13 protein-coding genes are annotated in these 21621 nt (G+C 40.6%); all 13 read right to left on the bottom strand.

Annotated elements, in window-relative coordinates; translation table 11 throughout:
- Positions 1-11: 11 nt before the first annotated feature.
- Complete coding sequence (locus KQP79_RS01825; RefSeq protein WP_004300482.1) at positions 12-935, bottom strand: glycoside hydrolase family 43 protein; 924 nt, start codon at positions 933-935, stop codon at positions 12-14.
- Between the two features lie 205 nt (positions 936-1140).
- Positions 1141-1809 (bottom strand): DUF3826 domain-containing protein, encoded by a 669-nt coding sequence (locus KQP79_RS01820; protein ID WP_061448310.1) that lies wholly within the window; start codon positions 1807-1809, stop codon positions 1141-1143.
- A gap of 61 nt (positions 1810-1870) precedes the next feature.
- Entirely contained in the window at positions 1871-3610 is a 1740-nt protein-coding gene (locus KQP79_RS01815; protein WP_061448309.1) for a thrombospondin type 3 repeat-containing protein, read from the bottom strand.
- A gap of 271 nt (positions 3611-3881) precedes the next feature.
- Positions 3882-4712, bottom strand: a complete 831-nt coding sequence (locus KQP79_RS01810) for a DUF6261 family protein (RefSeq protein ID WP_061448308.1) — start codon at positions 4710-4712, stop codon at positions 3882-3884.
- A gap of 452 nt (positions 4713-5164) precedes the next feature.
- Positions 5165-7357, bottom strand: coding sequence for a RagB/SusD family nutrient uptake outer membrane protein (locus tag KQP79_RS01805; protein ID WP_061448307.1), 2193 nt, complete (start codon positions 7355-7357; stop codon positions 5165-5167).
- A gap of 12 nt (positions 7358-7369) precedes the next feature.
- Positions 7370-10756: a SusC/RagA family TonB-linked outer membrane protein gene (locus KQP79_RS01800; protein WP_008640535.1), complete on the bottom strand. Its 3387-nt coding sequence runs from the start codon at positions 10754-10756 to the stop codon at positions 7370-7372.
- A gap of 29 nt (positions 10757-10785) precedes the next feature.
- On the bottom strand, positions 10786-12222 hold the full coding sequence (locus KQP79_RS01795; protein WP_008640536.1) for a DUF4992 family lipoprotein: 1437 nt from the start codon (positions 12220-12222) through the stop codon (positions 10786-10788).
- A 171-nt stretch (positions 12223-12393) separates the two neighbouring features.
- Positions 12394-13287: a sugar phosphate isomerase/epimerase family protein gene (locus tag KQP79_RS01790; protein ID WP_004300476.1), complete on the bottom strand. Its 894-nt coding sequence runs from the start codon at positions 13285-13287 to the stop codon at positions 12394-12396.
- 301 nt (positions 13288-13588) lie between these two features.
- A complete protein-coding gene (locus tag KQP79_RS01785; RefSeq protein WP_004306231.1) occupies positions 13589-15862 on the bottom strand; it encodes a GH92 family glycosyl hydrolase in 2274 nt (757 codons plus the stop codon).
- Between the two features lie 7 nt (positions 15863-15869).
- Complete coding sequence (locus KQP79_RS01780) at positions 15870-16838, bottom strand: 1,4-beta-mannosyl-N-acetylglucosamine phosphorylase (RefSeq protein ID WP_004306232.1); 969 nt, start codon at positions 16836-16838, stop codon at positions 15870-15872.
- A gap of 16 nt (positions 16839-16854) precedes the next feature.
- Positions 16855-18183: an MFS transporter gene (locus tag KQP79_RS01775; RefSeq protein WP_004306233.1), complete on the bottom strand. Its 1329-nt coding sequence runs from the start codon at positions 18181-18183 to the stop codon at positions 16855-16857.
- Positions 18184-18281: 98 nt separating this feature from the next.
- Positions 18282-20483 (bottom strand): DUF4838 domain-containing protein, encoded by a 2202-nt coding sequence (locus KQP79_RS01770; protein ID WP_264386613.1) that lies wholly within the window; start codon positions 20481-20483, stop codon positions 18282-18284.
- A gap of 261 nt (positions 20484-20744) precedes the next feature.
- Complete coding sequence (locus KQP79_RS01765; RefSeq protein WP_229093029.1) at positions 20745-21602, bottom strand: DUF1735 domain-containing protein; 858 nt, start codon at positions 21600-21602, stop codon at positions 20745-20747.
- Positions 21603-21621 lie beyond the last annotated feature (19 nt).

Genomic DNA, 21621 nt, shown 5'->3' with positions numbered 1-21621 from the left:
TGTTTCCGGGTTTATTTCTTTTCTTCCAGCAATGCTTTTACGACTGATTCCGGAGCCGTAAATATGGTTCCATGCTTATGCCCCACAGGGATGCTTACCTCTTCTGTTACATCTGTAAAGTTCCGGAAATCCTTCGTACGCATAGCGCCATATATTTTTTTCTTATATACATCAAAATAGATTAGATAATCGTCTCCCACTTTCTCTACAGACGGTCCTTCTACAAAGGATTCAGTGAAAGGCTGGGATGCGGGCGAATAAGGACCGGTCATAGAATCGGAAAAAGCGATTTTCAGATTACGTTCCGGACGGGTGTTATCCTTGAGTACCATTACATAGTCATTCTTTGCCCGTTTCACGATAACGGCATCAATGGTACTGAATCCCGGATCATACAAAAGTTTTGCTTTCGAAACGGTTTTAAAATCTTTTGTAGTGATATAGTATAAACGATGATTATTATTCTCTTCTTCTATCCCCTTTTCGAAACGCCCGGGGACACAGGAAGCCCATACTACCATAAACTGATCGTTCTCGTCGTCATAGAAAATTTCCGGAGCCCATACATTAATAGTAGTCGGTTCGTCTGCCATTACAGGAATCATCTGTTGTTCCGACCAATGGATCAGATCTTTGGAATGTGCGTAGCCAAATCCTAAATCACCTTTCCAACTTGTAGTCCAGACCAAATGGTAGGTTCCATCCGGAGTACGTACCATCGAGGGATCCCGCATGAGCTGGTGCTGTCCCAGTTCCGGCTTTAGCCAAACTCCCGGAATACTGTCCCAGTGAATTCCGTCCTCACTATATAAGTATCTCAACCCCTCATCAGCCGGTTCATGAAACGAAGTGAACATGTAGTAGTCTTTGTTCCCCCCACAAGAAGCCAGAAACAGAAGACTTATTGCGGCTAATGTATTTCTTAACTTTTTCATTTGTATATTCTATATTTGTATCTTTTATACAGAGGAGACGATGGAAAGCGCCATTTGTACTCAAATATACTAGAAGAATCAGTAGATTCAAAATTTATATACGATAAAAGGGCGACTCTCCGAGCCACCCTTTCCACCATCAAACAAACTAACCATTTACAATGGGAAAGAATTTCACTTCTTTTTATAGTATCTTATTTTTTAATTATAGAGAACCTCCACGGGCTTTTACACGCTTATACCATTCCTCACGTTCTTTCTTCAGATCATATCCGCGTTTAGCCAGATAGTTATTGATACGTCCTTTGTATTTTCCGAAAGCAGCGTGTTTCTTATTCGAATTTTCTGCATCCAACGCAAATTCACGGGCCTCAATCAACCATGCATAGATTTGAGCTTTTTCTTCTTCTTTCAAAGTAGGAATCATGTCCAGATGTGAGTCATAAGTCACTTTTACTACTCCATAAGTCATGCCATCTTTAACGGCTTCTATTTGCCTTTCATCAAGAAAGAGAGATAAATTGGCAGGAAAAGCGAAATGTGAACGATATAGCGCTGCATCTTTTTCATTCTCCGCGGCTTTCAAAGCTTCATTTTTAGCCTCACCGGTCAACCCAGATTCTTTTATCTTCTTGATTTTAGCATCCCGCACTTCATAAATATCATTTAATTCGAAGTAACGATTGGCTATGACATTGCGAACATCTTCGGCTATTTTCGCATCTGTAAGTCCGAGTTTATCGACAATCTTCTGCGAACGATTGATAATGGACTCCACATACTTGGGGTCACGGTTCTCTTTGTTCAAGTCAACTGCCCCGGCAGACATCCAGCCGCAAAGCAACAGTAGAGAAACGATTAATATCTTTTTCATTGATATTGTTTTTTTTTAGACAGGATGCCGGGGCTAGTTTTTTCACCGGCATCCTGCCGAATTACATTAATTTTCCTTTTTCAGCCAAAGTATCGTAGTTGTTTTTCAAATCACGCCAGTCTACTTTATGCTTTGTGCTGATACCATTGATATATTTTTCAATATTCGTGTATCCGTCACCTGTGCAATCTTCATTGGCGTCACTCGGATCGTTCGGATTCAGCCCGTTGGCCTTTTCCCATTCATCCGGCATACCGTCACCATCTGTATCTACATAAGGAGTTCCCTTATACTCGGGATGTCCACCCATCTGACGAATATCGGTAATAATACCTTGTTTATATGAATCTTTCGGCAGACGACGATATTTGAATTGTCCGTCTTCACCCATTGATTTAGGAGACAAACCAGTCAAATCACCATAAGCATCCTTCGGAAGTTTCTTCTCATAATAAGGAATACCGGTTCTGACTTCTTCCACCACACGTTCGTCTATGATGTCGCGGGCAGGGATGTTTGCTCCCACATGATTGAGCACATACTCATAAGCATCATTTGTTCCCATGATATTGATATAGGGCATTTCAAACGGACGGTAGCTGCGCATGTTTTCTGTAAACCCTTCCGTGTCGGGTTGGGTTTCAATCTGGATACCTCCGTTCCAATTGTCTTTCGTGATTTCGGGATAGCCTTCCATGATGTTTCCATCAGCATACACTCGTCCGTAGACGTGATGATCCAGTTTGCTGCGCCCTGATTCAGGTTTCAGAATGCGGTGTCCCACGTTGGAGTTTTTCGGTGTGGCGGGTCCCGGTTTGTAGTAGTTGTTGATCATGTTGAACATGGCGGTGTAATCACCTCCGTCGGAAGAGCGGTGTACCCAGTTGAACACTACGTTGTTGACGAAATTGAATACTCCGTTCCAGCCGATGGAAGGGTTACGTCCGGAGTTGCTTGCCCATAAGTTGCGGACAAACGCACAGTTTTCTCCTCCCAAGGTGCTTCCGAAAGCGTGGTTGTAGGTATCCAGCGCTTTGGCGGAGATGGTGTTTTGAATGGTGACGTTGACGGTAGGGAGTTTGAGATCCGTGCTTTTATATTGCCCTTCGCTGGGGTCGTACATGTGGCGGTAGAAAGAAATATTCTCGTCCAGTCCCCACATACAGGAGCAATGGTCGATCATGATATTGCCCACAGGATTCCCTCCGAAAGAGTCGTCACGGTGCCATACCTTGGTTTCTCCGCGACGGAAACGCATGTGGCGCACCACTACGTCGTGAGTGTCTACCCAGAACGATTCTCCGGCAATGCAGACACCGTCGCCGGGAGCGGTTTGTCCTGCGATGGTCACGTATGGCGCACGGACAATAATCGGAGATTCCAGACGGATGATACCTGCCACGTTAAATACGATAATACGTGCCCCACCCGTTTCGCAGGCTTCACGGAAAGAACCGGGTCCGCGGTCGTTCAGGTTGGTCACGGTAATCACTTTTCCGCCACGACCACCGAAACTGTACATTCCTCCGCCTTCCGCTCCGGGAAATGAAGGAATGTCGGCTTGCGGCAAATCGCAGGGGCGGCCAGCCCAAGGGATATACGGGCGTCCTTCCTTGGCTTCTTTCTGTACAATCGGCAAGGCTTTTGCCCATGCTTCGTCAGAGCGTTTCCGCTCTTCGGTCATCATTTTCGTATAGTTTGCTTTTGCTTCCTCCGTGATTTGCGGGTATTGCGCCCATGCGACGGCAGGAATCAGCATCGTTGCAGCAAATGCTGCCAAAAATACTTGTCTTTTCTTCATCTTTTATCTGTTTTTCTACTATTGTAAGTTCAAATATACATGAATAGGACGAAAAAAGAGATAGTTTGTAATCACATAAAGTGGATTATTTGCTTAAATGTTTTTTCCTGCCGGCTGTTTCTCTGCGCAAAGTAAAATCGAAGAAAGAAAAGGGGCTGTAGCTCATGCGGACCAGCAGTTGAAATCACTTGCAGATTCAGTCTGTTGAATTGATACAAAAAGAGGGAATGTCAAACTCCCTCTTTTTCGTTTTTTCATCTATTGATGGCCGTTAAGCTGCCGGATCGGGAGCTTCGCCACTTCCACCGCCACCGGAGGGAGGAGTTACCCCACCGCCTCCATCTGGATCGGGAGCTTCGCCGCCACCGGATGGTTTTGATGGAGCCGTAATGCCTTTACGACGATCATAGGCAGCTTTTGTTTCGGTTATCACTTGGTTGAGAGCAGTTAGAAACGCTGAAGCTTCCGTTATAGAGGGAGTCAGTATATTGACCGCAGTTACGTGCATCACCAAGTCATCGTAGAGCGAATCTAGCTGCGCGCGTACAGTCTTTGAGTCCGCAGTCGATTCTGCCGTACGAGTGGCGGAACGGGCGTCCGTCAGAGCCGAATAGTTTTTATTGGCGGTTTCAAGTGCCGTCAATATGGCATCCAAATTAAGTGCCGTAACGGCGGCTTTCACGGCTTCCTTGCGGAAGTCAAGCAGCAGTCCGGTGATGGCTGCCGTTTCCTCCATATTGCGCATGCGTGCCAGTCCGGTATAAGGGCGCACCGTGATTTCTAAGGTATTGTATGCGTCTCGTTGCGCTGCTAACGGTGAATTTTTAGCTGCACGGACAGTAGCCAATAAATAACTGACATACGAATCGCGTTCGGCGTCCAATTTCAGTAAATCCTTTGTTTCGGCATTGGCCATGGAACGGTTCACCAGGTCTTCCATTTGTGCCAACCTCGGTTTGATGCTGTTCACGATGTTTGTTACTGTTAGTTTGGAGATACTGCCTGTGGTGAGGAGTGCCAGCACACGATTCATGAAATTGGTGTACTCGGTGTTGTTCAACTGTGACAGTGTGATACCGTCTGCTTTTTGATAACTTCCCATAATTTTTTCTTTAGGAATTCATACTTGTTCTATCTATCTCTGAAAAATTCGAAATCCGGACAAGCCTACGAAATGGTTGCTGTAAATTCGCGGACGTTTTGCATACCTGTGAAAGCATTTTTTAAAATTTGCAAGCGTTTTTCAAGCTTACAAAAGCGATTTTAAAAGTTTTCCGGCATTTTACAAGCTTGGAAAAGCGTTTCTGGAAGTTTGCAGGCATTTAGCAGGCTCGGGGAAGCGTTTTGAGAAGTTTGCAAAGGCAAAGATAACTAAAATCAGCTGATTTAACTAACAAAAATTCACCAATTCCTGCCGTCTTCTCAAAGAAAAGAGGGAGGAACCGGTGAATTTCTATGGTTTTCGATGCCGAAGCATCCCCTGTGATTCATCTCCGATGTAATTATCCCTGCACCGAAATGCAGGGATAATTATATCGAAGGGAGTTGAGATTTTTATTCAGCCAGCGGGTCGAAAGTACCGTTTGCGCCACCGTTGTTGTAATCTCCCCAGCCGATGGTTTGCAGTAATGTACTATTGTTACCCTGGATACCTTGGGAGAAACCAAGGATATAATACCTTGGAAGGAACGAGATATACAGTGGAGAATGGCTATCATCATAAGAGTCGCCTTTCTTTGTCTTACGGGTCAAATAATTTGAATAAAATTCTTTCAGCCTATCCTGTTCGCCGGCAAGATCCTTTCTCAAATCCATTGCAGCCGGACGGGTAATTCCAGCTTTTACTAACGGATCGTTGTCAACGTTTGTTCCACCAATGCCACCATTTACAGTTGTACGGAATTCAAGATTCTCGCGACGTTGTCCGTTGAGTGGCTTAAAGCCAAGATATGTACATGTGTTTCCACCCCAGCCAGTCAGTTTCCAAGTAACAGGCGCACCTTCAGGAAGTTCTACGCCGCCATCAAACAACATCCAGCGACGCATATCATCGAAACGTTTTCCTTCGTATGCCAGTTCGATTTGACGTTCATACATGATGGCCGCCATACATTTAGCCTGGTCACCATCCAAACCAGCTTCCAATCCATAATTATTTTCAGCTTTATAACCAACACGAGCACGGATTTTTTGTAATTGATCAACGGCAACTCCCATCTCACCTGCATTACATGCTGCTTCTGCATAATTAAGTAATACTTCCGCATATCTAATCTCCATATACGGCGCGGCAGAACGTGTGAAGCCCCCGGACTTTTCATCATAGACATAACGGGCAGTTGCATTCACATCTCTGTCATCAGAGCGTTTACGTACATAAAACCCTTTTACATCATTAAGGAGACCATCGGCGCCATAGGTCACACTGCTATTAGCTTCAATATCATCTACATAAGCTGCATCTGTATACCAGGTATAGTTCCAAAGTTCATAATCAGGACCATTGTGCGGGTATCGGTTTCCCTGTGTCGTAGGATTGCCGACAAACGACCAACGAACTCCCGGGAAAGCGAATGTACGATAGAAACGCGGATCACGATCGACGAAAGGAAATTCGCGATAATAAGCTATATCTGATTTAGTTAACGTAGTGTATGTTTCACAAGTTGCAGGTATCTTACCATCAGACATAGGAAACATATCTACCAACATAGCGGAAGGCGTTTTACCACCACCTCCTCTAGCATTGTACGGCCGGATGCCATTTTCCCACGTATTATTTTTACGATAATCAGGAACTCCTTCCGTCAGCGTGTTGTGGAGCGTTACAAATACAGCTTCTTGACTCGGCACTTCAGTAAAAAGACTAGCCCAACCGGAAGCGTTCACACCGGGATTACTTTCATTAGCCAAACCATATCCGGCAGCCGCCAGCACGTCAATAGATCTTTTTATATCATTGTAAGCCTGTGTCCAACGGGACAAATCATTGGAGCGATTAAATAGCGGACTGGCATATAGTACACGTACCCGACCCAACAAAGCCACTGCTGTACCGGAAGTAACACGACCGTAATTATCACCCGACATCCATTGTCCGGCTCCCGTAAAAGGTGCTAACAGTGTTTCAGCTCTCTCCAAATCATCACAAATAAATTTGAAACAATCCTTTGCGGAAGAACGGGGAACAACAGAACTTTCAACAGGTTCCTGTACTTCCGTAATGATGGGCACACCACCATACCATTTCACCAAATTATAATAGCACCATGCACGAAAAAAGTAAACCTGCCCCAACAACTCATTCTTTTCTTCCTGAGAAAGCGTGCTTCCTTCAATGCCTGCAATGACATCATTAATATTACGAATACGTCCGTAAGCGGAAGTTATAGGGTCACCTTTCGTACCTTCAAAGTAATCAGGTACAGGGTTATTCCCGGTTTGATAAGTCAACGGCTTGAGTGGATCGACAAAAGCACTGAATCCACTATATTCTTCAGTCGACTTAGATTGGTCGTCTGCTAAACCGGTACTGTTATACATTGAACTGGGAGTAGCCTTAGGGTCTGGCAAACATACTCTATAAACGTCTGCCACACGTCCCAGTGCACCACTCCAATAATTATAAGCATCGGCAGTAGTGCTGTCAAAGTTCTGCTTGTCTTGCATGAACTGGTCGCTACAAGAAGTAAACGCCGTCATTGCAAAAAAAGCTACGCTGATACGGAATATATTTTTTCTTTTCATTTTACTGTTCTTTTAGAATGTTAAATTGACACCAATCGTGAATTTACGCAGTGTAGGATAATTTCCATAAGTAGTCATCGGATCAATAAAATTATCCGGATAAGGATTATAGAAACTTAATAGATTCTGTCCTGTAATGTTGAAACGGCAACTTTCGATACCTATCATTTTTGTATATTTTGACGGTATACGGTAAGCTAATGTAACGCGATTCAGTTTGACACGTGTTCCGCTTACTCTCCAGAAAGAAGAAGTTACTGCATTCACGCTGCCCCATCTCAAGTTCGGATATTTACCATTGCGATTGGCTTTCACCACTACATTACCTGCTGCATCTACTACATCGTTATACACAAACATATTGTCTGTAGTCCAGAACGAAGGCATATTTGCATATTCCAAATCATTATACTTATTAGCCGATGTTCCTTGGTTTCCTAAAGAAATTGCATCATCAGGCAAGAAACTATAACCACCCCAGCTCGCATTAAACTGAGCTGTCAAAGAAAGCCCCTTCCATTCTGCGTTCAGGTTCATTGTCATGCTGTAAGGATTGCTTCGATTAGATAACCGTACTTGGTCATCTTCAGAGCTAACCACACCATCCGGTCCGGCGTATGTACCATCATCTTGTCTGGCTCCACGCACGTCTTTATAAATCAACATACCCGGTTTTACATCTTCTTTAACGTTACCCATATAGGAAGTAATATTGTACTTGGCAAAATACTCGTCAATATCCTGATAGCTGCGGAACATACCGATACACTGCATACCCCAGATGCCTTGATCCAAACGATCACCCTTCTTATAGCTCTTATAAGTAGGCTTCTGATCCCAGTCTCTTACCAAAATCTCATTATCACTATACCCGGTGTTCAACTGAATTTTATACTTAAAATCCTTACCTATCTTGTCTCTCCATGTAGCAGACAGTTCGATACCATAAGTATTCAATTCTCCATAATTCACTTTCGCAGAATTAGCTCCCACTGTAGATGGAACAGAGGCATTATAACTAAGCAACATCTCACGGTTCCATTCATAGTAAGCGTCAATATTGAATGATAAACGATTATCGAGAACATTGAAATCAAGCCCCAAATTACCTTTATAAGATTTATCCCAATGAGCATCCCGATTGATTGCTGCATTGTTTTTATTCATTGTGAGGTGACTACCGGCATTGGCCTCTGTACTAGTGCCAAATACTGGCCCTTTATCCTTATCTGTTCCGTAAGTCTGCAACCATTGCCATGCTGTTGTATTATCACGACCGGTCAAACCAAAAGATGCACGCAACTTTAAGTAATCAATCCATGTAACGTTCTTAGTAAACCATTCTTCTTGTGAAACCACCCAACCAGCAGATACTGACGGGAAAAATCCCCAATAATTTTCAGGAGCAAACTTGGTGGAAGAATCCGAACGAAGCAGGAACTCCAGTAAATATTTGTTATCATAAGAATAATTCAAACGACCGATATAAGATAAATTACCCGACTCAAAACGAGTGAATTCTGTACTAGGAGTACTATTCCAGTCTACCGAATTAGATTGTCCTGTCGTAAATTCGTATGGGTTAGTAACCATACCGTACAAATATTCTGTTTCTGATTCAGACTTTTCAATGGAGAATAAACCTCCTACAGAATGTAGTCCGAAATCCCTATTATATGCTGCAGTAAAGTTCATCTGATAGTTATCCGAACGAGTCATGGAACGAGACAAATATCCAGTAATATCACTTGTACTGGAGTTAACCACCGGTTTTCCACTATTTGCCAAATAAAAACTAGTATTTTCAAATGCACTGTTATCCGCTCCTTCAATTGGAGTATACAAATGTTCTCCACTACCAGAACGAGTCTCCAAATAATAAAGATTATAAGAAGTACCATAATCATTTGTCTTATTCGTATTGACACTCTTCGAATAAGTAAACTTCAATTTCAGTCCTTTCAACCATTTATTCCATCCGAAATCGTATTCCAACCCGGCATTAATATTCATGTTTGATGTCATGTTTCGTTTATAGTCGCCATTATTCTGAAGTACATTGAAATTGTAATTCTGAATATTACTTACCGATGAATTAGTAGGACCGTAAGCAGCTACCGCATATTCACCCACATATTCGGGAATATAATAAGGATGTGTCAACAGCGTATTGTAATCTTTCTCTGCAGACGAACCTCCGACCTGATTCAGAGGAGTATTTTTCTTTCCATAATCACCGGAGACCTGTACATTCGCTTTTATCCACTTGCTGATTTTCACATCTACACCAGCACGGTAATTCCAACGATTGTAATCCAGCTTACCTAAGTTACCATCCTGATCAAAATAAGAAATTCCGGCAAAATAACTGGCTTTTTCAGTAGCACCGCTCAGGTTTACACTATGCTGCTGCGTCAATGCGGATTCCCAATATTTATCCAGTAAATCATAGTGCAAACTTTTCATGGCATTCAACTCATCCTGCTGAAAAATAGCTCTTAACGGATCAATACTTGTCTCCGTCGGGTCAGCCATACGTACTGCATTCCATAACTTGCCATACTCATACGCATTCAACATCTTAGGACGAGATACTTCATCTGTAATACCAAATGTTCCATTATATGAAATTTTAGGCGCACCTAACTTTCCCTTTTTTGTGGTTACCAGAATAACACCATTTGCTGCACGAGCACCGTAAACTGCTGCAGAAGCATCCTTCAAGATAGAAATACTTTCCACAACTGATGGATCTAAGTTGTTAAACGCTTCCGCACCCAAATTAGTATAAGTACTTCCCACTTTTACTTCCGTAGGATAAATGTAACCATCAATAACATACAATGGCTGCAGGTTGGTACCTCCCATTTCTTCCAACTCACCATTCTGACGAATAGTAATCGTAGCGTTTTGTCCCGGACGAGTATCACCTCCGTTTACAGAGATACCATTTGCCAAACCGCTCAATGTACTGGCCAAACTTCCACTTGAAATATCCTGAATATCATCAACGGGAACAGTGGCGATAGCACCAGTCAAATGCGCTTTCTTCTGCGTACCATAACCCACAACTACAACTTCATCCAATTGCTGCGTATCTTCCTTCAAGATGATCTTTGTCAATTTGAATGGAGCAGAAAAACGTTGTGGTACATATCCTATATAAGAGATTTCCACTTCCTTACCATCAGGAACATTCAATGTGAAATTTCCATCTAAATCCGTTATTGTTCCCACTGTTGTTCCTACAACCTTTATGGCAGCTCCAATAATAGGTTGCTCGGTCTCATCCAGCACAACTCCTTTGAATGTTTTAGTATTCTGTGCTATTGTCGGCAAAGCCATCACAAAAGCTAGAAGCAGGCTGATACTGATTCTATATATATTCTTATGTTTCATCTTTATCGTATTCTAGATTTATTATCTTTTTAATTTAACCAACGCGGGTCGCCACTACCATGAGCAAATACTTCGGGAGCACTCGGAGTAAAATCACCGTTTGCAGCATCAGCGAATCCCGGATCCACGCCATAAGCAGAATTGCTCTTATCACCATCCGCACGATTTGAAGTCTCATCCAGTGGCAATGCGCCATTGTACCAATAACAGTTATTTTCAAAAGTTGCAGCTACCTTTGTACCCTGCATTCTTATACGACGATTGAAATTTCCCGAAAATGAGTCAATAAACAAATTGTTCTTTGAAATTACCTCATTATGTGTCTGTGACCAACCATTGCCATTAAAACTCTGTCCGGAATAGGAGAGATTATAGAATGTATTGCTTATAAATGTCATCGATCCTCTTGACCAACCATCATAACTGGTTGTTTGTCCACCTCCATAACGTAAAAAACGAGAACCGTTTTGGTTATGACTATAAATCGTAGAGTTACTTATTTCGAAGTCTTTCACAATCGAACTGCTAGAGTTAAAGTTTATCAGGTCAGCAGCTTGATAGCAATCTATTACACAATTTCTGATTGCAAAATTTTGAATACCATACTTCTTTCCGTTAATGTGAACTAAGTATTTTCTAACAGCCTTGATATTGCAAGATTGAATAACCATAGGATTAGTTACTTTTCCATGATCGGTTCTCTTTGTATCCAATATCTCTTCCGGAACATCACCAAACTTTAAAAAAGCCCCATCTGTCACTACATCACAATCAAAGTTGATAAACTTCAAGGCTAATCCTCCACCACAAGTAATAATAGAAGCCGGAGCAGTGAATTTCACATTCGCATTCCCGCGTGTTTTATTTCCGCGCAACTGTACATTATTTACGCCAAAGTTCAAATCTCCTGAAATATAATACGTCCCTCCTGCTTCCAGTTCGAAAGCAACTTCTGTATCTTTTCCCGTAGTCACCGGATGTTCAGCAAAATATGTAGTCAAGTCTGTACCATTAGGAACAAGCGTTGCGGCAACAAGTGTAGACCAACTGATTTCAGTGGCGGAAACGGAAGCTGTATTATTCAACTTTTCATTCCCCAATGCTGCAATCTCAACCTTATAGTTCGTATCTTCTACCCAAGGACATACTACAGCCGTCCCGTCTACAATACTGTCCTTCACTACAGCTACAGGATGATCAGGGTCATCTACAATGTACATAGAAAATTTATAACCACCTGCCCCCATAACAACAGACCAAGTAACTTTTACATTATTTTCAGTTGTAGCCAGTTTTTCAAAAGCCACATCCGATGCTTTCGGCGAATCCAATTGCGTATTCGTCACGCCACCGGAGAAGGTTTCTTCATCAAAACCATCTCCAGCGCAAGAGCCCATAAATAAAATCATCGATAAACAAGCTATGCTCCCGACAACTTTCATTTTAATCTTCATCTTACTCTTCATAGATTAAATTTTAATTTAAACAAAAATAATACATTATATCTTCAAAATCTAAAAGTTCTTTTAAGGAAAGACGTACAATCAAAAAATATGTAATCACTTAAAAGAATAAAAAAAATAGATTTTGCATTTTTTTCTCTCTCTTTGTAATATTAACTATATCATAATATCCTCCTATCTCTGTTGAAACACCTCTTTCAAATACTTAATATTCGTACTATAATTCTTTTTCACGTTCCGCACGTCATCCTTATCGCGCGAACGTTCTACTACCAGCCATCCAATCCATCCCATCTTATCCAGCGTCTTTTTCACCTTATTCATGTCCAATCGTTCATTATAAGGTAAAGTCACTCCATCTGTGTCCGTACAGTGAATCTGGCAAATCCTCTTTTTCCCCAGAATCTTCAACTCCTTGCACAAATCCCTTCCATTCTCCAATGCATTTTGAAATTTAAAATAGATCTTGATTCCGGGAGAATTAATTTCTTTCAGTAGTTTCACATCTCCTTTTGCATCCAATTGAGTTTCAATACCAATCACCACCCCTTCAGAAGCTGCCATATCTCCTACCTCCTTCAAGCGTTTTACAACTTCTGTCCGTAGTGCCGGAATCTTTTCCCATCCGGCTTTGATTCCTCCCAAAGGAAGAAAGGCAACTTTGGCATTCATCACTTTCATGGCATGAAGGCAATCCTGAACTAAATCTTTATAGTTAGCTCGTTCCAGAAAAGACTGTCCATAGAAACCGGACATAGCAATAGAAGAAACTTCTAATTGATATTTTTGAGCAGTTTCACGAAATAACTGCTGGAAATGGGGCTCGCGCAATTTATTATCAAACATTTCCCTCTTGCCAAGACCACCCATATCCAATTCTACACCGTCACCATTCAATTCATGTACCAATTGGAATGAACCGATTTTCTGACGTTTCAGAATCATCCAGTCACATACGGCTATTTTATAACGTTGTTCCTTTTGCTGCGATCCGGCAATTGCCAATAGAGGAAAACACTCTGCAAGTATCAATATCCAAAGGATATGTTTAAATAAATTTCTTCTCATTTTTTATTTTATTGCATACGATTTACATAGTAGACGTATGGAATAGATTTTTGTAATCACCTATAAAACAGAGAATAACTAAAAATACTACGGAGTATAATTTAATAAAAGTAAGATAGTGACGGTATCCAAGACAAATAGTGACGCTATCTTAGTCCGATACCGTCACTATCCCGGGCATATACCGTCACTATTTTCGAAGAAGTAATAACAGAAGTAAATGTAAAAAAATGGGCTGCCGGACTATAAGAAGTCCGACAGCCCTGTCAACCCAAAAACGATACCTATGAAACACTGTGTGTTATTTCAAATCAAACTTTAAATATTTGCCGTGAACAAGTTCATCATGTGTGATATGATATTTATTGAACTTCTTGCCATTCAATAGTACCTTATCAATATATAAAGCTCCTGGTTGAGTACGATTGGTTTCAATCACCAATTCGTTCTCTTTATACCATTTCGGATCTAACCGGATCGTTACCTTATTAAAGACCGGAGTCGTCAATGTATATTCGGGCAGTCCGGGACAATCCGGATAAAAACCGATCATATTGAAAATAGCCCAGGAAGACATCGTTCCCGTATCATCATTTCCTGGAATACCATCAGGTTTTGTTGTAAAGTACTTATCTAATAAACGCTGCGTCTCTTTCTGCGTACGCCATTCTTCACCTTTAAAGTATGAGAATAAATGAGCATAAGCAATATCCGGTTCATTTGCCGGGTCGTAAAGTCCTTCGTCAAAAACCATTTGTAGTTTATCGATAAAAGGTTTCTTTCCCCCCATTAATTTCGCCAAGCCATATACATCATGTGGTACATAGAACGTATAATTCCAGGAACTACCTTCATGGAAACCGGGATTCGGTTCAAAGTTCTCTCCTTGTCTCGGATTAAACGGGCTATAAAACGTTCCATCGGGGAGAATCGGACGGAAAGTACCAAATTCTTTACTATAATAATGTTTGTATCCTAAAGAACGTTTATAGAACATCTCTGCATCTTTCTTTTTACCTAAAGCAGCTGCAAAACGAGACAATGCAAAATCGGCAATATAATATTCCAATGCATGAGAGACGGAATTGTCATACTGTTCACGAAGGGGTACATATCCTTTAGACATATAATCATCATTATCAGGACGCATCAAGTTTTCCGCCCCCGGTAACGTAGCAGATTTGTACATTGCCTCATAAGCCAAATCAACATCAAAGTCACGCAAACCTTTCATCCAGGTATCTACAATTACCGGAATACTCGGATCACCTTCCATTGTCAATGTTTCTCTGCCATATAATTCCCACTTAGGCAACCATCCATGTTCACGATACATATCAAGCATTGTGCGCACCATTTCCATCTGACGTTCCGGATAAACCAAGGTCAGCAATTGATGAACATTGCGGTAGGTATCCCAAAGAGAAAATACGGTATAGCGATCACCTTTGGTTGTCAGGATCTTATCACTTTCCATTGCCGGATATTCTCCGTTTACATCCTGCAAAATATTAGGATGAATCAGCAAATGATAAAGCGCTGTATAAAACACAGTCTTTTGGGCATCTGTACCACCTTCCACTGTTATGCGTGACAAGTCATGATTCCATTTGGAACGTGCTTCCGCATGAATCTTCTCAAAATCCTTTCCAGCCTGTTCACGATCCAGATTCAAACGGGCATTTTCTATGCTTACAAAAGAAACTCCCATTTGTACTTCTACTTGTTCACCTTCTTCTGTATCGAAGGAGAAATAAGTACCAATGTCATCTCCTGCTATTTCTTTTCCGTAGCGAGTATAAAGTTTATACTTTCCCTGATCCTTATCCCATTCAGCCTCAACCCCCATCATCGGACGTTGTTTCTTCCAATACCCTGTTGCAGAAGGATTCTTCTTAACCCGCAATACAAAGTAAATGGGGAATACAGCTTGAGGATTATAACAAAATGTGCCAAGTAGTTTGACTCCTTCCACTTCGCTATCGCTTACACGACGAAGCATAGCGCCACTCTCATTCGTTAACCCCTCACCCAAATTCAGCAGGATGTGGCTTTTCCCTTTTGGGAAAGTAAACCGGGCAATACCGCTACGCGGAGTAGCCGAAACTTCTGTTTTTACATTATATTTAGTCAGATAATTAGAATAATAGCCCGGTGAGGCCTGTTCATCCTTATACTTACTACCATATTCTTTATAATCCACATTCAGTTCTCCGGTAGTAGGCATCAATAATAAAGAACCTAATTCCGGACAACCGACTCCACTCAAATTCACATGAGCATATCCGGTAAAGAAACAATTTGTATATTCATAAGGCGTAGACCACCATCGGGCATCTTTATCGTATGTGTTTTCGGAAGATCCCATCACATTGAAAGGAACCACAGACATCATACCATTGGGGCAAATCGCTCCCGGATTGGTCGTTCCGAAATTTGTAGTTCCGATAAAAGGATCCACATAATCTATCAAAAGACTTTTATCCGTATTTTTAAGGGGAGGGCTCCCCCCTTCCCCCGCATAGGCGGAAAGAAGGGAAAAAGCAAGTGTGTAAGTTAATATAATACGTTTCATATCTTTATTAAATGATACTCGTTCGTTTCGTAAAATCGATAATCTCTTTTATATATCCGAAGGCCATACCTACCACAGTATCTGCCGCACCATAATAAACAGCAACACGTTCACCATCTTGCAAAGCAGCACAGGGGAATACGACATTAGGAACGTCACCTTGAAGTTCGTAAGGAGCAGCCGGACCAAGCAGATATTCACGTGTACGGTAAAGAACTTTTTCCGGATGATCTTTATCCAATATGGCAGCTCCCATAGCGTAACGGAAACCATTACAAGTAGTGATTACACCATGATAGAACAGCAACCAGCCTTCATCTGTAAGGAAAGGAACTGAACCTGCACCAATCTTCGTACACTGCCAAGCGCTTTCCGGGAAAGGAGTCACTTTCATTACACAACGGTGTTCACCCCAATATTTCATATCCGGACTATAGCTGATGTATATATCGCCAAACGGAGTATGTCCATTATCACTGGGACGACTCAACATCGCATACTTGCCATCGATCTTCTGCGGGAAAAGTACACCATTACGATTGAAAGGCAAGAAAGCATTTTCGCACTGGAAAAACTCCTTAAAGTCAAAAGTATAGGCAATACCAATCGTAGGGCCATGATAGCCATTACACCAAGTCACCCAATAACGGTCTTCAATCCATGTAACACGAGGGTCGTATTTATATTCCGACTCAATCATTTCCGTGTTACCTGCTTTAAACTGAATAGGTTCATGATTGATATCCCAATGAATTCCGTCCTTACTAAAACCTGCAAAGATATTCATCTGTACAGCTTTGTTATCACAACGGAATACGCCTGCAAAACCATCCTCAAAAGGAACAACAGCACTATTGAAAATACTATTAGATGAAGGAATATGATAACGTCCGATAACTGGATTTTGTGAGTAACGCCACATAACGTCCGTACATCCGACAGGACGATCTTCCCAAGGAATTTGAATTTTATTCATAATCGTTGATTTTATATTATTTATTTTTTGAGTCATCATACGTGAAAGGTATGAAATAAGTAATCAGAAAAGCTGGAATAGTTGCAATTAACACATAGATAAAGAAATTACGATATCCTAATAAGTCACTAAGATAACCACTAACCATTCCCGGAAGCATCACTCCCAGATTCATGATTCCTGAAGCAAATGCGTAATGTGACATTTGATGTTTACCTGGAGCAATCTGTTGCATCATAAACAACGTCAATCCGACAAAACCAAAGCCATAACCAAAATATTCCATTGTTATACAAGTTCCGATCAGATATACATTAGTAGGCTGTGCAACTGCCAAAAAAGTATAAGCTACAAACGGAAGATTAAAAATACAGCAGAGAGTAAATAATGTCTTTTTCAATCCGAACTTAGAGACATAAATACCTGCTAACAATGAGCCTAAAACGAAAGCAGCGGAACCAAAGATACCATTTAGCGTGCCGATCTCTGTTAACGACAGTCCTAAGCCGCCTACATCCCTTGAAGCACGTAAAAACAGCGGAGCTATTTTCATGATAAAGCCTTCTGCCAAACGATATAAAATAATAAAACAGATGTAATAAAGAATATGCTTTTTAGTAAAGAAGTTAGCAATGACTGCTACCAATTCGTGTCCAACCTCCGATGCAGTTTTCTTTGTTGTTGACGGAACCTGTGTAGAAGGCAACATTTTTATATGATAAATACCGATCAGTACCATTATTGCCGCAATTACGCCGAAAATAATCATCCATGCAGATGAATACGCTCCTTTGTTAGCATCTATCGAAGCACCTTCTATTGCTCCGAAGTGCTCTGCCAATGCTCCTGCCATAGCAACTAATCCTCCATTAGCAACCAATTTGGCTACATTATAGAAAGCACCTTGAACTCCGATATATTTTGCCTGATCTTCTTTGTTCAATTCAGCCATATATACACCATCACAAGCAATATCGTGCGTTGCTCCACTAAAAGCAATCACTGCCATCGTAGAGATACTTATGGCGAAAAAGTAATCGAAAAACAAAGAAAAGGCTACTACTCCAAACAATACACCACTCAATAATTCTGTAATCAATACGAAGAATTTTTTCGTCCGATACATTTCAAGAAAAGGACTCCACAAAAATTTCAGTGTCCAAGGCATCATAATCAGAGAAGTCCAGAATGCAATTTGCGTATCCGAAATTCCAAGATCCTTAAACATGAAAACAGAAACCAGATTAATAGCAATAAAGGGAAGTCCCATTGCAAAATAAGCAGTAGGTACCCAGCAAGCCGGGTTAATAGTTTTTCGTTGAGAAGCAGTTTTATTCTGTTGCATAAATCATAGTATATAGATGAAAAAATTCATTTTTCTGACCCATCTATATATAATACAACTAAAAGGGGGAAACTACTAACGTCTCCCCCCTACTTTTTTTATTTTATTATCACTTCGTCTATAAAAAACCACGAAGGATGGCCTACACCATAATGCCAAGTCGGACATTCTTTTGTTCCGGTGACTTCTACTTTCACATAACGAGTTTTTATCGGTTCGGCTGATTCAGCCTTGACTCCACGGAATTTTACCTCACCGGTACGTTCTTCCAGTAAATCAATCGTTTTCCAATGTGTATAATGCTCACCGTCTTCAGCGTATGAATAAACCACCTTTAGAGGAAAAAGAATCCAGGCCCCTATTTGATGAAGAAAATCTGTTTCCACACTATGTATCTCTTTCGCTTCGCCCAAATCTATAACGAATGCACCATCGGTTCCTTCCCAACCAATCCAGCTATCAACAAAGGTTGCTCCACCAAACAAACCGTCAATCAGTGCGTTCTTTCCTAATGCCGCATATTTTCCGGTAGGAGGAATTAGATAAGTAACCTTTGCACCCAATGCCAAACTTTTCTCTTTTTGTGGCATGTAACGTTCCCTGTACAATTTACAATAGTCTACCGATGAATTGGAACGCTCATTCAATGTCGGAACTTGAAACTCTTTCACGCGTTCCTCAAAAAGGTCTAACTTTTTATTGATATCTACTAAGTCTTTTTCTGTCTCCATTCGTGCTATTTCCAGTTCTGAATACTGAATTGGCAGACGTGCCCGTTGAACTCGTTTCAAGAAACCAGGTTCTGCTTCAACAGCTTTTTCAGCCAAATCAAACAAATGATTATAACGACGCATCAAAGCAGGCTTTAGCATGCCATATTTATGTGATACAGGTGAATCATATATCCACAACCTCTGTCCACTACCAATTAATGCTCCTTCCATTATCTTTATGTACTGATAAAGATATGGCGCTGCTTCCCCATAATATCCATGCAGAAAATGTTGCATCAATGAGTCTACATTAACTTCTGGATTCCACATTAACTTTGACACTAAATAAGCGCGAAGTTCTGCAAAATCTCCTCCCCTGCTCCCTGCTATTTGAGAGAAATGCATGGTGGCATGATTCTTTTTGAAAAGACGGATATTGTCCTGTAAAATATGGAAATTAGGAAATGGAGCCAGATAATTATCAAAGTTAATACCGTAATCCCACACGAAAATATTATTGGTAATCTTAGACCATCCTTCCATGGCTTTCACAAACTCTTTTCCCGAAGCATTCTCCGTCAAAGTTACTTCACGGTCACAGTCAATATCACATAGCATAATATTCACATTCGGCAAAGGTTTCACATGTTTCGGAGGATTCATAGTATATAGATAAGCCAATGTGGAAAATTCTTTATCCGGGAAACGGGCAGCCAACTTATTCAGAAAAGTGATTATGCTTCCTGATAATGCTCCTTCATAATCATCAATTGCCTTACAAGCATCACACGTACAATTTGTATAATTACCATCATTCTGACTTACAGACATGATATGCTTATCTGGATTTGCTTTGAAAATAGAATCAACACGTTGAGCTACAATCTCAAAAACCTCCGGATTACTCAAACACCACTGACTGGCCTTTCCCGGGTGGCGTTTTCCTTTGAAGTAAGAATAATATTCCGGATGTTCTTTCCCATAAATGGATGAAGGCAGAAGCTTATCAAAAGTATGCACCCAATAACCGGCAGCAAACACTTCATTCGGTTCCTCTAAACGATTCCACCACTTATAAATAGAGTCTGTATGGATAGCATAACATTGTGTCTGACGGTAACGAAAGCCCGGATTCTCGACTTTATTAATGAAGGGTAAGTTCACCGTTTTTGAAGGGGTAAGAGAATATTCATTCTCTCCCCAATAATCGATACCCCAATATTGCTCCAATAAAGTAACAACCCCATATACAACACCGTTTTCTTTACCAGATATTTTTAGAATACCATCTTGAGTAGAAATAGAGAATCCGTCCTCTGTTACTTCCGCCGAAGATTGACCACCAATGAGAATATCTCCTTTTCGAGGAGTTTGACTTACAACAACAGGCAGCTTACAACTGGTTACTTTTTGAATAAATGTTTGTAACAAATTTGCAGCTGTCCACGATATTTGATTATTCTCTTTCAAAATGATCCTAGAACTTGTATTCCCATTAGTTACTAACATAGTTTGAGAGAGAGACGGAAACGCCATACTAATTCCCATAAACCATAAACAGAACCGTAGAATAATAGATAATTTCATGTTTTTCTTGCTATTAAAAGTTATTATATAATAGTAATACAATCAATATGATACTATTAAACAATCAATCTTTTTCTTTTTTTATTTATTAACTTATATAATAAGTCCCACTTTATCCGAAAATACGAAAAAGTGGGACTTAAAAATTTTCAATAACCTATTAATTATTTCGCATATAGGTCAAATTCCGTAAGGCTGACCGTATTGGGACCTTGTTTCACATAATACTTTAAATAACGCGTTTCAATAGCTTTCGAAAACTTAATATATTGTGTGCCACTTCTTGAAATAGTTACAGTTCCGATAGATTTCCATTTTATTCCTAAATACTTCTACTGCAGTCGGTGAATAACTACTAGCATAACACTTATTTCTTATTCCTGTTAATGTCTGCACCTTACCTATATCCACAGTTAGCCAATATTCTGCTCCTCCATCACGAGCTACATCAGAATTTGTTCCATCAATTAGATTTTTAGCATCTCCACGAGTCGTCGGGGCAACTTTTACAGTCCAGCCAGAACGATCGGCAATCAAAGTACCTTCAGCCGGTTGCCCGGACTCTACATTGACATGAATATTTTGAATTTTCACATAAACTACTCCTCTGTTAGAGCTAAGTGCATCTAAGTTATTACCTTCTATAGAAGATATGGTAACTGGCAACAAATATCCCCCTTCTGTAGTCAACGATCCTACATTTAATAGCTCTATTTTTATAGAATCTCCAGATACACTTTCTCCATTTTCAATAGTAACAGTTTTATTGGTGAAAGAATAATTTTCAGCAGGTAATATGTTATATTCCGTATCATTAGCTTTATTGTAAGCACTTACTAGATTATCATCACTATCGGCTGTTATTTTCACATCTTTCGATAATCTCTCCGTGGCACATGCAACAAACCGATAATTAGGTTGTAACTCATTTACGACCACTGAATTATCTTTCAAAATCACTGACAACGATGCTTCATAAGAATCTACCGGAAAAACTTTCGTAGAAAGATAAAACTTAGAATTTACAGTAACTTCGTCATCATCGTCACAAGAGATGCACAGTGGTGATGCCATTAATGACATCACTACTGTTTTCCATATTATATTTTTCAATCTCATAATTACATCATTTGAATAT

The organism is Bacteroides sp. DH3716P, assembly GCF_025914115.1.
In the GTDB taxonomy this organism is placed as follows: domain Bacteria; phylum Bacteroidota; class Bacteroidia; order Bacteroidales; family Bacteroidaceae; genus Bacteroides; species Bacteroides ovatus.
This window is presented reverse-complemented; position numbering and strand designations above follow the sequence as displayed.

Coding starts and splice junctions, on each gene's coding strand:
- KQP79_RS01825 (WP_004300482.1), bottom strand. CDS start 935: ATGAAAAAGTTAAGAAATACATTAGCCGCAATAAGTCTTCTGTTTCTG.
- KQP79_RS01820 (WP_061448310.1), bottom strand. CDS start 1,809: ATGAAAAAGATATTAATCGTTTCTCTACTGTTGCTTTGCGGCTGGATG.
- KQP79_RS01815 (WP_061448309.1), bottom strand. CDS start 3,610: ATGAAGAAAAGACAAGTATTTTTGGCAGCATTTGCTGCAACGATGCTG.
- KQP79_RS01810 (WP_061448308.1), bottom strand. CDS start 4,712: ATGGGAAGTTATCAAAAAGCAGACGGTATCACACTGTCACAGTTGAAC.
- KQP79_RS01805 (WP_061448307.1), bottom strand. CDS start 7,357: ATGAAAAGAAAAAATATATTCCGTATCAGCGTAGCTTTTTTTGCAATG.
- KQP79_RS01800 (WP_008640535.1), bottom strand. CDS start 10,756: ATGAAACATAAGAATATATATAGAATCAGTATCAGCCTGCTTCTAGCT.
- KQP79_RS01795 (WP_008640536.1), bottom strand. CDS start 12,222: ATGAAGAGTAAGATGAAGATTAAAATGAAAGTTGTCGGGAGCATAGCT.
- KQP79_RS01790 (WP_004300476.1), bottom strand. CDS start 13,287: ATGAGAAGAAATTTATTTAAACATATCCTTTGGATATTGATACTTGCA.
- KQP79_RS01785 (WP_004306231.1), bottom strand. CDS start 15,862: ATGAAACGTATTATATTAACTTACACACTTGCTTTTTCCCTTCTTTCC.
- KQP79_RS01780 (WP_004306232.1), bottom strand. CDS start 16,838: ATGAATAAAATTCAAATTCCTTGGGAAGATCGTCCTGTCGGATGTACG.
- KQP79_RS01775 (WP_004306233.1), bottom strand. CDS start 18,183: ATGCAACAGAATAAAACTGCTTCTCAACGAAAAACTATTAACCCGGCT.
- KQP79_RS01770 (WP_264386613.1), bottom strand. CDS start 20,483: ATGAAATTATCTATTATTCTACGGTTCTGTTTATGGTTTATGGGAATT.
- KQP79_RS01765 (WP_229093029.1), bottom strand. CDS start 21,602: ATGAGATTGAAAAATATAATATGGAAAACAGTAGTGATGTCATTAATG.